The following is a 12,847-nucleotide window of genomic DNA, read 5'->3' on the forward strand; positions in this document are numbered from 1 at the left end:
CGATTGACTTTGGTTAAGGATACGCCGCCGAGCCCGACACAAAACAGATGCACACGACATGCAACGGGAAGGATAAGCGCTATGCGTGAAGTCATGACCAAGAGCATGGCCCGCAATATCTTCTATGGCGGTTCCCTGTTCTTCATTCTCATATTTCTTGGGCTCTCGGCTCACTCTCACAGGTATATCCGAACCACTTCGACGGATGCGGCGACGCTGACTGACAGCGTGGCGGCAGGCAAACACCTGTGGGAGAAACACGCCTGCATCAACTGTCATACGATCCTGGGTGAAGGCGCCTACTTCGCGCCCGAACTGGCCAACGTCATGACGCGTTGGGGTGTAGCCGATGATCCGGAGGCAGCGTTCGAAAGCCTCAAGGGGTGGATGGATTCCATGCCGACGGGAATCGAAGGCCGCAGGCAGATGCCGAACTTCAACCTGACAGACGAAGAATACCGCGAACTGGCGGACTTCCTGCTTTGGGTCGACACGATCCGCGCGCAGGACTGGCCGCCGAATGACGCGGGCTAAGGAGTGGGGACGATGAAATATCAAACTCAGAAAATCGCCTACGCCTATTTCGTCACCGCAATGGCTCTCTTTGCCGTGCAGGTGACGCTTGGGCTGATCATGGGGTGGATCTATGTCGACGGGAACTTCCTGACCGAGATCCTTCCCTTCAACATCGCGCGGATGCTGCACACCAACAGCCTCATTGTCTGGCTTCTGCTGGGCTTCTTCGGGGCGGCCTACTACCTGCTGCCGGAAGAGGCCGAACGCGAGATACATTCGCCAACGCTAGCCTATATTCAGCTTGCGATCTTCATCCTCGGCACCGCAGGTGTCGTCGTAACCTATCTCTTCAACCTTTTCGAAGGCAATTTCCTGCTGGGCAAGGAGGGGCGCGAGTTCCTTGAACAACCCAAGTGGGTCAAGGCCGGGATCGTCGTGGCCGCGCTCATCTTCCTTTTCAACGTCTCGATGACAGTTCTTAAGGGCAAGAAAACAGCGATCACCAACATCCTCTTGATGGGGCTCTGGGGGCTGGCGCTGTTGTTCCTCTTCGCCTTCTACAACCCGTCGAACCTCGCGCTGGACAAGATGTACTGGTGGTATGTCGTCCATCTCTGGGTCGAGGCGACCTGGGAGTTGGTGATGGCCTCGATCCTGGCCTTCCTGATGCTCAAGCTCACCGGTGTTGACCGTGAAGTGATCGAGAAATGGCTCTACGTCATCGTCGCCACCGCGCTCTTTTCCGGCGTGCTGGGCACAGGGCACCACTACTACTGGATCGGCACGCCCGGCTATTGGCAGTGGATTGGTACGATCTTCTCCAGTCTCGAGGTGATCCCCTTCTTCGGAATGATGGCGTTTGCCTTCGTGATGGTATGGAAGGGCCGCCGCGATCACCCGAACAAGGCTGCGCTTCTGTGGGCGCTGGGCTGTGCGACTCTGGCCTTCTTCGGTGCCGGTGTCTGGGGCTTCCTGCACACGCTGCACCCGGTCAACTACTACACCCACGGCACGCAGATCACCGCGGCGCACGGCCACCTGGCATTCTATGGGGCTTATGTCGCGCTGAACCTGGCGATCATCACCTATGCCTTCCCGGTGCTGCGCGGGCGTGACCCCTACAACCAGGTACTCAACATGGCTTCGTTCTGGCTGATGTCGGGCGGCATGGTGTTCATGACCTTCACGCTGACCTTTGCCGGCACGGTGCAGACCCACCTGCAGCGGGTGAACGGTGATTACTTCATGGACGTGCAGGATCAGCTTTGGCTGTTCTACGCCATGCGCTTCGGTTCAGGTGTGGCGGTGGTGCTGGGTGCGCTGCTCTTCATCTACGCGGTGATGGTGCCGCGGCGTGAAGTGATCGAACCCGGTCCGGCCGAACGCGCCAAGGCCGAACAGGTAGCCGCGGAGTGAAACCGATGGACGGATCCATGAACCTGAAGGGGGCGGCAGATGCCCCCTTCTATCTCCCCCAGGGCGACGAGTGCGAGATTTTCTCAGCCGCCGCCGAGAACGATCTGCCGGTCCTGCTCAAGGGGCCGACGGGCTGCGGCAAGACCCGCTTCGTCACGCACATGGCCGCACGTCTGGACCGCCCGCTTCATACCGTGGCCTGCCATGATGACCTGTCTGCCGCCGACCTGATCGGGCGCTACCTGCTCAAGGGCGGTGAAACCGTCTGGGTCGATGGCCCGCTGACCCGCGCGGTGCGCGAAGGCGCGATCTGCTACCTTGACGAGGTGGTTGAGGCCCGCAAGGACGTCACCGTGGTGCTGCACCCTCTGACCGATGACCGCCGCATCCTGCCCATTGACCGGACCGGTGAAGAGCTGGAAGCGGCGCCCGGCTTCATGCTGGTGGCCTCTTACAACCCCGGCTACCAGAACATCCTCAAGACGTTGAAGCCTTCGACGCGGCAACGGTTTGTCGCGTTGGAGTTCGATTTTCCGGCCCCCGAGCACGAGGTTCCGGTTGTCATCCGCGAAAGCGGGTTGTCGGAGGATCGCGCGAAGCTGCTTGTGCGGTTGGCGAACAAGTTGCGCGATCTCAAGGGCCAGGATCTCGAGGAAGGCGTTTCGACCCGGCTGGTGATCTATGCGGCCAGCCTCATCAACAAGGGCATGCCGATGGAACGTGCCATCCTTGCCGCGATGATCGAACCGCTGACCGATGACCCGGACGTGAAACATGGGCTCCTCGATCTCGTCACTGCTGTTCTTGGGTGAGGCAAGGCGATGACCGAGATCGACATCGAACCATGGGAACCCGAAGAGACTGTTGGGAAACTGTGGCATCGGTGGGCCAGCCGCCTTGATGCACCCCAGGTGCATGACGGAGCCCGTGTCGACCTCTCCGAGGTTGGCGGGCGGCTGGCCATATTATTCCGAGGCCTGGGCGGCGACCGCACGGTCGAGTTGAAGCCGGTTTCGACGGAAACGAGCCACCACCGTCTGTCGCTGCGCCGGCGTCTGGGCACTTGGGCCGAAGACACCCCGCGCGCCAGCTTCGACGGCGCCGCGCTGAGGCTTCCCGAAAGCCTGGCGCTCTTTCCAGCGCGCGAAGCGAACGCCGCGCTCTACCTGTGGCTCACCGCAGCGGCCGCCGCTGCAGGGCCGGGACACGCTCGCGCAGATGATCCGCTGCAGGTCGATCTGGCCGCCTTGTCTGAGGCCTGCGGAATGGTCGCCGATGCCCTCCACGAAGCCCCTGGCTTCACCGGGCTCTACCGCGATCTCTGCGCCGCCGTTCTCGCCACGCGTGCTGTGCCCGCACTTCCAGCGCAAGAAGCCGCCGTGGAGGCCGTGATCCGTCACATGCTGGGCGACTGCGCGGCGCTGACAGGCCCGGCCGCGGCCATGTGGGCTGCGGTTCAGTCTGGCGAGGTCGACGGCTTCACGGCTCCCCGCAAATATCGGCCGTTCCGCCCGGTGCCCCTCTGGCCGGACCTGCGCGAGATGCAGCTCTCCGAGGCCCATGCCGTTGCCGATGAGGCCACGCCCGGCGGGCAGAAACAGGAAGAAGGTGAGGGCAAGACCCACCGGGCGCGACGTCGCAAGGCCGACCAGACCGAACGTACGGACAGTTTCATCCTCCATAAGTTCGAGGCCATTCTCAGCTGGGCTGAGTTCCTGAACCTCAATCGTCGCGTCGACGACGATGAAAACGACGACGCAAAAAAAGCAGCCGATGATCAGGATGAGGTCGGGCTGGGCCAGATCTCCAAGGCCCCTGCCACGCGGCTCAAGCTGCATCTAGATCTCGCCCCCGAAGATGCCGAACGCGAAGCGCTGTCGGCCAAGTATACCTACCCCGAATGGGATGTCCGCGCTGGTGCCTACCTGCCCGCGCATGCCCGAGTCCTGGCTTCGTTCGCTGAACCCGGGCCCGAGATCCCTCCGTTTCGGGACGACCCGCGCGCCAATGCGCGCATCCGTGCCGTTCGCAAACAGTTCGAGGCCCTTCGTCCTGGCCGGATTTTGACAAGCGGACATCGCGACGGCGACGAGCTTGATACGGAGCGTGCCGTGCGCGCGCGGGTCGACTTTTTCGCCACCGGCGAAAGCTGCGATCGGGTCTGGCTGCAAACGCGCCCCGAGAAACGCGACCTTGCCGTTTCAATTCTCCTCGACGCGTCGCGCTCGACCGAGGCCGCCGTGCCCGGCCATGGCCATGACGGCCGCGCCGTGATCGACGTTGAGCGCGAGGCGCTTGCCGCACTGGCGTGGGGACTCGAGGCCTGCGGCGACGATTTTGCCATCCACGCCTTTTCGTCTCTCAAGCGTAACCGCGTCTATGTGCAAGAGGCCAAAAGCTTCGGCGAACCGATGTCGACGGTTGTCGAACGTCGGATCGGCGGGCTGCACCCCGGATTCTACACCCGGCTGGGCGCCGCTGTCCGGCATGTCTCGCGCGACCTCTCACAGCAGGCCCGAAAGCGGCGGCTTCTTCTAGTCATCACCGACGGCAAGCCCAACGATCTCGATCACTACGAAGGCCGCCACGGCATCGCGGACAGCCGCAAGGCCGTGCAGGAGGCCCGCCGCGCCGGTCATTCGGTTTTCGGTATCACTGTCGATCGCAATGGCCGCTCCTGGTTCCCGCGCATTTTTGGCCAAGGCGGCTTCGCGGTCATTTCGCATCCTGACAAGCTAACCAGCGCCCTGCCACAGATCTATCGCGAGCTTGTGGGCGCGTGATGGACGACACGCGAAACGCCTTCGACGATCTTCCGGGAGACCTGATGATGTGGATCCTGATCGTGTCGGAGCTTCTGGTGTTCGGCGCCGGCCTCATTGCCTACCTGTCCGTGCGCGTAACCGATCCTGCCGGCTTTGCCGAAGCACAGGCCAGCCTGCATCGCGCCGAGGCAGGTATGAATACCCTCGTCCTCGTCACCTCGGGATGGCTTGCCGCGCTGGCCACGAGGGCGGGAACGCTCGCCCTGACCCGGCTTTACCTGGGCGCTGCGGCCGCGCTTGGGGTGGTCTTCCTGTTCGTGAAAGGAATGGAATACGCCGACAAGGCCGCGCATGGCGTAACCTTCGAAACCGATCCGTTCTTCACCTTCTACTACCTGCTGACCGGGTTTCACGCGGCACATGTGCTGGCCGGGATCGTGATCCTTGGCCTTGTGGCTATTCAGTGCCAGCGTCGCACCGTCGAGGCCGGTACGGCTTTCTGGCATATGGTCGATCTCGTCTGGGTGATCCTTTTCCCGATCCTTTACCTGCTAGGGTAAGGCGATGAGGATCACAAGGGCATGGATCTTCCTCGTGGCGCTCTCAGCCGGCAGCACCGTCATCGCCGTCAGTGGTCAAACCGGGTTGGCGATATCACTGGCCATTCTTCTGCTCGCCTGGGCCAAGGCATTGATCATCGTGCGCAGCTACCTGGGGCTAGCCGAGGCGCCCGCGTGGGGGCGAGGCTTCGCGATGGTGCTCGGCGGTTACATGCTGCTTGCCATGGCGCTTGTGGTCATGGCCGGTCCGGTCTGATTCAGGGCTTTGCCCATGCATTTGCCGGGTCTTCTTCGGAAAAGATCCGGAGATGCTTGATGTCGTCGATCTTTGCGCGGTTTTGATGGATCGTAACGCCTTCGTTCCTGAGTTTCGAAAAGGCTCGGCTGAGGCTTTCAGGCTTCATACCAAGGCGACCTGCGATCAGAACCTTGTCGTAGGGTAGGATAACCTCGCATCTGCCATTTTCGCAATTGCTCAACTCGCACAGAAACTCAGCGACTCTCTGTGCGCCAGTACGTGCTTTCAGCGCCTCTACCTGAGCGACCAAACTGTGCAGATGCGCAAATGTTGCCGACAACAAAGAAATAGCCGCCTCGGGCGAAGTGCGGATCTGTCGTAAATAGTCTTCGGCCTCGATCCGCATCAAGCTACAATTGGTCACGGCTTCGGCCGAGACCGGGTAGACATCCCCGCGAAATGCTACCGCCTCACCAAAGCTGCGTCCCTTCGTGAAGACGCCCACAACAGCTTCTGCGCCGCTGGGTGCAATCCGGTACAGCTTCACCCAGCCGTCCATGACGATATAAACCGCTTTGGCAACTTCGCCCTGCAAGAATATTGTCTGGCCGCGGTCGAACTCGATCACTCGGGCGTTCGAAAGGATTGCTTCGGCTTCCTTAGCTGGCATGCTGCTGAACAACAGTGAGCCGCATGCCAATGCTTTTTCGTCCGTGCGCATACGTTCTGTACCCTTGATTTCTTAGTCTGCGTTGATGACGCGTTTGCCGTGAACCGAATTAACACTCTCTGAAAACTACCAAACAGTGCCAACAATAGTTGAAGGATGCAAACTACCGGGTTCAGTTATGTCGCCGACAAAGACGAGCAAAGAATCACAGTAACTTGCCTTGAGGCGGATATCTTCTACGTGTGGGTCCAGCTTTCACATTCCAAATACCGAAGACCTGCTGCACAAACGAGGCATCGACATCAGCCAAGAATCGATCCGGTTCTGGGGTAACCAGTCCCAGCCGTTCATACTATGAGTTTCTCTCAACGTAGTCCTGCAACCGCTTGTCGCGTCCGCTTCGGGCTCGGAGCTGCCGTTCGCTGCGTTGTATATGATTGACCGCTCAGCGGACAAAGCGAACATTTGCCGCGCTAGCTCCAATGCCAGCTTTCTGCACATTGCGTCTCCAGTGAAAAGCACCAAGAGCGGCTAGTGTGAATTCGCCGCTGCGCAAGCTACTTTGGTTGAAAAATTGAAAGCGGACGTTCACTTCACCGGTTGTTCCGGCTCCGTTCCGCGCCACCACAAGTCGTTTCTGAGCCCAAAGACACCTATGTCAAATATCTCAGAAACAGTCGTAAGAATCGCGAGCGGCAACTCTTAACCGGGGCGACCGGAAAAGTCCGCATTGCCTAGAGCATGTGCTCAATCGTTGCCGATCTCACAGCCTGCTCACTCCTAACGCAAGACCAATTTTGATTGGGAGCAGAATGGGGCTGGACTTCTTGCTGTTCGAATTCCTCCGCAGTGATCGCTCTTCACGCTCCAAATGCGTAATGGCCTGAATTCACATCAATTGGTCCACTACTCAAATACCTTGGACGGCCACTCGCCATATCCTTGTCGCGCAGAATTATTGTTCCAGGATCAAGAAGAAAGGCCGCGTAACCAAAATGGAAAAAGAAACGGCACTTACCCGATACGCAGAACTTGCGCAGGTTCCCTCGATGGAGATGCGGAACAAGGCCGCAGGAGCGATCTACAATCGCATGGAACGCGAGGGAGCTCCTGTCCGGGATATGCGGGCTGATCACCTTGGCATGTTCCAGGCCCCGTTCAGCACCGAATTACCCGAGATTGACATCGCGGTGGTTGGCATCCCGTTGGAAAACTCTATCCCGCTTCGCGTGAGCACACACAAGGGACCCCAGGCCGTGCGCGAATGGTCGCAATGGATGGGCCCGGTCCACCCACGCTGGGGCACCATTCCCTTTGACACCTTCAGCATCGCCGATTTCGGAGATCTCAGCTTTGACTCCGAGGATCTGCCAGAGCGCGTGGAGGAAATCGCAGAGGTCTACGATGGATTTGCCAAGGCCGGGATCAACACCCTGTCCGTAGGCGGCGAACACACGATGACCTATCCGATCATGCGTGCCCTGGCCTCCGGCGGGCCGCTGGGGATGTTGATGATCGACGCCCATTCCGATACCGGGGGCGGGATCATCCCGTGGGACGACACGGTGCTGGCGATCAATGATGCCAGCCCCTTTCGTTTCGCGGTGATGGAGGGGCTTCTCGACCCAAAACGCTGCGTTCAGATCGGCATTCGCGGGCGCGCCAGCCATTTCTGGGACTTCGGCCACGAGGTCGGCATCAGGATCGTCACCGCCGAGGAACTGGAGGATCGCGGCGTCAACGATGTGATTGCGGAAGCGATCGCGATCATCGGCGACGGGCCGGCCTATCTGTCGGTCGACAACGATGGCATCGACCCTTCCGAAATGCCAGCCACTGGCCTGCCGGAACCGTTTGGCGTTTCGGCGCGCGACACGCGCAAGATCATCCGCTCGGCGCGCGACCTCGACATTGTTGGTGCCGATTTCGTCGAGCTAAGCCCGGACAACGATCCGACCGGACAATCCACCAATATCGCGGCGGCGCTGTGTTTCGAGATGCTTTGCGTTCTGACCGAAGCGCGGGCGCGGCGCACAACGAAGCGCCGCAAAACCAAATGGGCACGTTGATCCCAGGAAGGACAAAGAATGACCAAAACCCCTGAAATCCAGTGGAAACGCCGTGACGGCTATGGTGGCCCGGAATCGTTTCCCGAAGACGATCTGGCGGAATTCTCCGTCGGGCAGACCAAGGACCTCGCCGACAAGAGCTTCGAACTTCACCTGTCGGATGGTCGCAGGTTGGACTATCGGATTCTCAATCTCGACACGCTGGAAGTAGTAGAACGGACCGGGAAACGCGCCAAGAAGCCCCGCACCGCCAAATACTGGGCGTCGGAGCCAGCCGACGGCATCTTTTTCCTCAAACACGACACGCCGCAGGACAAGCGGCAGACAACCTGTATCGCGCTTGACTTCAACCGAGATCAGGTCGTTCTCGTGCATGGTGAAGTGCCCAAACCCGGCGAATCCGAGCACAGCATCCGCAAGGTTCATGTGGGTGGCGTGATCGGCGCACCCCGGACCTCCGGCGAAATCCAAGGCCCGCCCTTTCCGCCGGACCTTGTCGGCAAACGTTTCGTGGCCGAATACTCCGGACGCTATGCTTGGGAGCTGATCTACCTCAACAAGACCAAGGTCGCGTGGCACGGGCTGAAGGGCAATCCCGGCATCGGCGATGTCGAGGAATACAACGCCAGCCAGCTTGCCCCCGGCATCTATTTAGTCAGCTGGTCCGAAGACGCTGAGACCCTGGCGGCGGTGTTCCTCTATAATACCAACACAAACACGATCACCGGCCATATGTGGGGCTTTGCGCCTGCGACGGGGCAGTACATTCACGCGCCGCTAGGCGGCCGCATCGTAGACAGCTCCGCCTTCGGATTGTCGATCACCGACGTTGGTGGTGCCGACGCCGCCCGGGATGCCAGGCAGACGGCAAAGGATGTCGTCTTGCGCGCGCATTACGAGGTCTGGAACCGCGCCAACTATGATCTGATCGACGAGCTTTATTCGCCAGAATTCCGGGCGCATTTCATCTGCGGAACCGAGGTGCGCGGATGCGACGGGATGCGCGCGTTCATCGAAGGGCACCACCGTTCTTTCCCCGACTGGACGGAACGCGTCGTCGACATCGTGGCCGAAGGGGACCGGGTGGTCACGCGCTACATCTCAACCGGCACGCACAAGGGCGATTTCAACGGCATTGCGCCCACCGGCCGAAGGACCGAAATCGCCGAAGTGTCCATTCACAAGGTCATGAACGGCAAGATCGTCGAACAATGGGGCTTTCCCGACGGGTTGCATCATGTGCAGCAGCTAACCGGTTAACGGGGATCGACCGAGTGAAATGGAAAAGCCCCGTGGCTGGAAGGTCACGGGGCTTTTTGCGTTGAGAGAGTGTGGAAGGTTGGAAACGGGTTGATAACTTCCGCCTCGGCCTATCTACTCAACCCGAAGCAATCTTGTGTCGCCGCCGCCGGGCAAAGGCGATGGTCCTTGTTGTCTTTCGTTTTGCTTTTACGTCGGGGCATTGACGCTATGCAACGCACCCGATGAAGATTTCTCGCAAGGCAGCGCTCCACCGTCCCAGCGTTGGTCCCTCAATGCGCTTTCGACCTGAGATGCGACCACACAAAGCCGCCCACCGCGATCAAGGCAAAGCACAGGAAGATCGCCGCCAGGGGACGGGTCAGGAAGATCGTCGGATCGCCGCCCGAAATGCTCATCGACTGTTTCAGCCGTTGTTCTAGCATCGGCCCCAGCACAAGCCCCACGACCATGGGGAAGGCCGGAATGCCGTTCTTCAGCATGAAGCGCCCGGCAATTGCGAAGACAAGCGTGAAGAGGGCATCGGTGATCCGGTAGTTCTGCGTATAGGTTCCGATGAACCCCAGCACCATGATCGTGGCCCCCACCACCTGCGGCGTAATCGAGGACAGCTTCACGATATGCTTGGTGAAGACCAGGAGCAGGCCCAGGACGAAAACGTTCAGAACAAAGAGCGAGATATAAAGCCCCGATATGAAATCGGCATGTTCGGCAAAGAGCAGCGGGCCCGGAATGATGTTGTGGATCATGAACACGGCTAACAGCATCGCCATGAGCGGATCGGTCGGGATTCCCAGCGACAGCAACGGCACAAGGACCGTCGAGGTGCAGGCGTTGATGGAAACCTCGGAGGCTACCACGCCCTCTGGTGAACCGTTCCCGAACTCTTCGGGTTTCTTCGAGAACCGCCGCGCCAATGAATACGACAAAAACTGTGCCCCGAACTCACCGACACCGGGCAGCATACCCATGACGACGCCAAGCGTGCTCGACCGGATGACCGTGGCACGATAGGTAAAGACCTCCCACAACCCGGCGAAGCGGCCGGTGGACCCTAGGTCGGCTGGGCCTTCACGCCGCGTCTTGGTTTCCATCAGGACAAAGGCTTGGCTCATGGCGAACAGGCCGATAACCATCGGAACCATCGGAACACCACCGACCAACCATGTCTGATCAAACGTGTAACGGAGAGTGTTGTGCGGGCTTTCAAACCCCACAGTTCCAAGAAAGGCGCCCAAGCCAAAAGTCAGAATCGCACTGGGGATGTTCTCGTGATGCGCGAGGACTACAGAAACCGTCGCCAATACCATGACCATCGCGTATTCTGGCGGCCCGAACCTCGCCGCGATTTGCGCCATGAAGGGCGCCAGAAAGATCAGTGCGACAATTGAAACGACACCGCCCACGAAAGACGACGAATAGGCCAGCGACAGCGCCCGCATCGGCTGACCCTTCTGAGCAAGTGGATGGCCGTCATAGGTTGTCAGAACGTTAACGGGCGTGCCAGGCACCCGGATCAGGATCGCGGGGATCGCCCCGCCGTACCACGCGCCGCCATAGCAGCCCAGCAACAGGATGATCCCCGCCAGCGGGTCCATCGTCAGTGAAAAGGGCAGCGCAATGGCCATTGCGCCGGCGGGCTCCATGCCGGGGACCGCGCCGATCAGGATGCCGACGACGGCCCCAATACACAGCGCGACAAGCACTTGCCATTGTGCAACTTCCTGAAGTCCAAGAAGGAAAGCGTCCATTACAGGTATTCTCCGAAACGGTTCCCAACCCAGTCGGGCAGGTAATCCATCACCCGCGGAAGTGGAAACCAGATGCCAAGACCGCCGCGAAAGGCCAGCAGGACAACAAGGCTCACCGCCAGCGCGATCCATGGCCAGCGGCCACCACGCAGACCGGACATGCGATAGAGCACCTGCATGTAGATCAGCGTGGACAGCGTGAAACCGATCCATACCACCGACAGCAGAAAGACCAGAAACGACCCGCAATAGGCCATCACACGTCCCATCCCTTCGAACGCCGTTAGGGCACGCGCGGCAAACCCCGGTTGTCCGCGCAAAGACCACAGCCGCCGCGGCAGCCAGATCCCGCCGACCAGCGCCACCACAAGCACGATTGACGGCCAGGTCGCGGGCTCTTGGAACCAGCCAAGGTCGCGGCGGCCGTCGCGGGTTGCGATTGGAAGCACCACAAGCGCCAGAAGCCCGATCAGCCAAAAGACCAACGCGCCAAGACCGGCGGCCTCGGCGGGAGCTTCGTCGTCGAAGTATTTGTGCTCGGCATCGGCCAGGGTCGCTACGTGGTCAATATGATCCGGCATGGCTTGTCCTTGGGGTCAGGGATCAGGAGTGGCCTTTAATGCCACCCCCGAAATGCGCGCTCTACTTGCCCATTTTTTCGAATAGGGCCTTGATCTCCGCATAGTCCTGGGCGATCCGCGCCTTGGACTCTTCAGCCCCAAGCCAGTAGACTTCAACGCCGGTTTGCTTGGCAATCTCATGCGCCTTTTCGGATTTCATCGCCGCTTCGGCGATCCTGGCGATCTTGTCCTTCACCTCTTGCGGTGTACCGGCCGGGACAAACAGACCGCTCCACAGCGGAAAGGTCGGCCCCTGCATCTGGTCGCGCAGCAGCGGTGCGTCCGGGAAAAGCGAAATCGGCTTCTCGGTGTATGCGGCCAGAACCTTGAGCTCGTCGAGACAGGGCAAGACCCAGCCAAGCGTGGCATTCATGACATCCGCATCGCCATTGGCGAGCGTCGCGCAATCGGTGATGTCATAGCCAGTCTCAGTCGCGAACTCGAAACCCAGTTGGCGCGCGGCCTCGAAGGTCTGTTGCGCCGGGATCGTTTCAAACCCGAAATGCGCAAAGCGTACGGGATTCGATTTCGCATAGTCTGCCATCTCGGCCAGGGTCGAGTACGGCGCGTCGGCCGGGGCCGCCAGCACGAAGGGGAAGTTCATGAAAAGGCCAATCACCTCGAAATCCTCTGCCTTGTAAGGCGCGACATCCTGGATGATGTAGCTAGTCGGAATGTCGATCAGCAGGTTGGCGACTGTATAGCCGTCGGCACGCGACGACGCCAATGCCTGTGCGCCTTCGATGCCGAACCCGCCGGGCCTGTTGACGACCTTGGCCGGGACGCCGGTCTCCTGCGAAAACGCATCCGCGATGACCCGAAGAAGCTGGTCATCCACGTCCCCGGGCGGCCAAGGCAGGATCATGGTCACGGGGCGCTGGGGATAGTCGGCCGCTATCACCGCCGACGAAAGACCTACTGTAGCGGCGACCGCGAGGCCGAGTGCTGCGATGGTATTTTTCATGCTATTTCTCCCTGTTGT

12 protein-coding genes are annotated in these 12,847 nt (G+C 60.2%); 8 read left to right on the plus strand and 4 right to left on the minus strand.

Features of this window, described 5'->3' with window-relative positions; translation table 11 throughout:
* Positions 1-81 precede the first annotated feature (81 nt).
* From E0501_RS00140 to E0501_RS00165, 6 genes are read left to right on the plus strand one after another with little or no spacing between them, the layout of a single operon-like run.
* Positions 82-534 (plus strand): c-type cytochrome, encoded by a 453-nt coding sequence (locus E0501_RS00140; RefSeq protein ID WP_137699340.1) that lies wholly within the window; start codon positions 82-84, stop codon positions 532-534.
* A gap of 12 nt (positions 535-546) precedes the next feature.
* Complete coding sequence (locus tag E0501_RS00145; RefSeq protein WP_137699341.1) at positions 547-1,932, plus strand: cbb3-type cytochrome c oxidase subunit I; 1,386 nt, start codon at positions 547-549, stop codon at positions 1,930-1,932.
* Positions 1,933-1,937: 5 nt separating this feature from the next.
* Positions 1,938-2,744, plus strand: coding sequence for a CbbQ/NirQ/NorQ/GpvN family protein (locus tag E0501_RS00150; RefSeq protein WP_137699342.1), 807 nt, complete (start codon positions 1,938-1,940; stop codon positions 2,742-2,744).
* Between the two features lie 9 nt (positions 2,745-2,753).
* Entirely contained in the window at positions 2,754-4,715 is a 1,962-nt protein-coding gene (locus E0501_RS00155; protein ID WP_137699343.1) for a nitric oxide reductase activation protein NorD, read from the plus strand.
* Entirely contained in the window at positions 4,715-5,257 is a 543-nt protein-coding gene (locus E0501_RS00160; RefSeq protein WP_137699344.1) for a cytochrome c oxidase subunit 3, read from the plus strand. The genes E0501_RS00155 and E0501_RS00160 overlap by 1 nt, the downstream gene beginning before the upstream one ends.
* A 4-nt stretch (positions 5,258-5,261) precedes the next feature.
* Entirely contained in the window at positions 5,262-5,513 is a 252-nt protein-coding gene (locus E0501_RS00165; RefSeq protein WP_137699345.1) for a cytochrome C oxidase subunit IV family protein, read from the plus strand.
* A gap of 1 nt (position 5,514) precedes the next feature.
* Here the strand turns inward: E0501_RS00165 and E0501_RS00170 are convergent, their stop codons facing one another.
* Positions 5,515-6,216, minus strand: a complete 702-nt coding sequence (locus E0501_RS00170) for a Crp/Fnr family transcriptional regulator (protein ID WP_137699346.1) — start codon at positions 6,214-6,216, stop codon at positions 5,515-5,517.
* Between the two features lie 1,004 nt (positions 6,217-7,220).
* On the opposite strand from E0501_RS00170, the gene E0501_RS00175 reads away from it, so the two are divergent.
* Together E0501_RS00175 and E0501_RS00180 are read left to right on the plus strand one after the other, a co-directional pair.
* Positions 7,221-8,234 carry an arginase family protein gene (locus E0501_RS00175; RefSeq protein ID WP_205123434.1) on the plus strand — a complete coding sequence of 338 codons (1,014 nt, stop codon included), beginning with the start codon at positions 7,221-7,223 and terminating at the stop codon, positions 8,232-8,234.
* A gap of 18 nt (positions 8,235-8,252) precedes the next feature.
* Positions 8,253-9,494, plus strand: a complete 1,242-nt coding sequence (locus E0501_RS00180; protein ID WP_137699348.1) for an ester cyclase — start codon at positions 8,253-8,255, stop codon at positions 9,492-9,494.
* 272 nt (positions 9,495-9,766) lie between these two features.
* On the opposite strand, the gene E0501_RS00185 is transcribed toward E0501_RS00180, so the two are convergent.
* The 3 genes from E0501_RS00185 to E0501_RS00195 form a co-directional block, all read right to left on the minus strand.
* On the minus strand, positions 9,767-11,245 hold the full coding sequence (locus E0501_RS00185) for a tripartite tricarboxylate transporter permease (RefSeq protein ID WP_137699349.1): 1,479 nt from the start codon (positions 11,243-11,245) through the stop codon (positions 9,767-9,769).
* The gene (locus E0501_RS00190) at positions 11,245-11,826 is read right to left on the minus strand and encodes a tripartite tricarboxylate transporter TctB family protein (protein ID WP_137699350.1); all 582 of its coding nucleotides are present in this window, start codon (positions 11,824-11,826) and stop codon (positions 11,245-11,247) included. Before E0501_RS00190 ends, E0501_RS00185 begins: the two co-directional genes overlap by 1 nt.
* 61 nt (positions 11,827-11,887) lie before the next feature.
* A complete protein-coding gene (locus E0501_RS00195; protein WP_137699351.1) occupies positions 11,888-12,829 on the minus strand; it encodes a tripartite tricarboxylate transporter substrate binding protein in 942 nt (313 codons plus the stop codon).
* Between the last annotated feature and the right edge of the window lie 18 nt (positions 12,830-12,847).

The organism is Marimonas lutisalis, assembly GCF_005434965.1.
Classification (GTDB): Bacteria; Pseudomonadota; Alphaproteobacteria; order Rhodobacterales; family Rhodobacteraceae; genus Marimonas_A; species Marimonas_A lutisalis.

What these genes read in the sequence shown, in the direction of transcription:
- E0501_RS00140 (WP_137699340.1), top strand. Translation starts at nt 82, where the DNA reads ATGCGTGAAGTCATGACCAAGAGCATGGCCCGCAATATCTTCTATGGC.
- E0501_RS00145 (WP_137699341.1), top strand. Translation starts at nt 547, where the DNA reads ATGAAATATCAAACTCAGAAAATCGCCTACGCCTATTTCGTCACCGCA.
- E0501_RS00150 (WP_137699342.1), top strand. Translation starts at nt 1,938, where the DNA reads ATGGACGGATCCATGAACCTGAAGGGGGCGGCAGATGCCCCCTTCTAT.
- E0501_RS00155 (WP_137699343.1), top strand. Translation starts at nt 2,754, where the DNA reads ATGACCGAGATCGACATCGAACCATGGGAACCCGAAGAGACTGTTGGG.
- E0501_RS00160 (WP_137699344.1), top strand. Translation starts at nt 4,715, where the DNA reads ATGGACGACACGCGAAACGCCTTCGACGATCTTCCGGGAGACCTGATG.
- E0501_RS00165 (WP_137699345.1), top strand. Translation starts at nt 5,262, where the DNA reads ATGAGGATCACAAGGGCATGGATCTTCCTCGTGGCGCTCTCAGCCGGC.
- E0501_RS00170 (WP_137699346.1), bottom strand. Translation starts at nt 6,216, where the DNA reads ATGCGCACGGACGAAAAAGCATTGGCATGCGGCTCACTGTTGTTCAGC.
- E0501_RS00175 (WP_205123434.1), top strand. Translation starts at nt 7,221, where the DNA reads ATGCGGAACAAGGCCGCAGGAGCGATCTACAATCGCATGGAACGCGAG.
- E0501_RS00180 (WP_137699348.1), top strand. Translation starts at nt 8,253, where the DNA reads ATGACCAAAACCCCTGAAATCCAGTGGAAACGCCGTGACGGCTATGGT.
- E0501_RS00185 (WP_137699349.1), bottom strand. Translation starts at nt 11,245, where the DNA reads ATGGACGCTTTCCTTCTTGGACTTCAGGAAGTTGCACAATGGCAAGTG.
- E0501_RS00190 (WP_137699350.1), bottom strand. Translation starts at nt 11,826, where the DNA reads ATGCCGGATCATATTGACCACGTAGCGACCCTGGCCGATGCCGAGCAC.
- E0501_RS00195 (WP_137699351.1), bottom strand. Translation starts at nt 12,829, where the DNA reads ATGAAAAATACCATCGCAGCACTCGGCCTCGCGGTCGCCGCTACAGTA.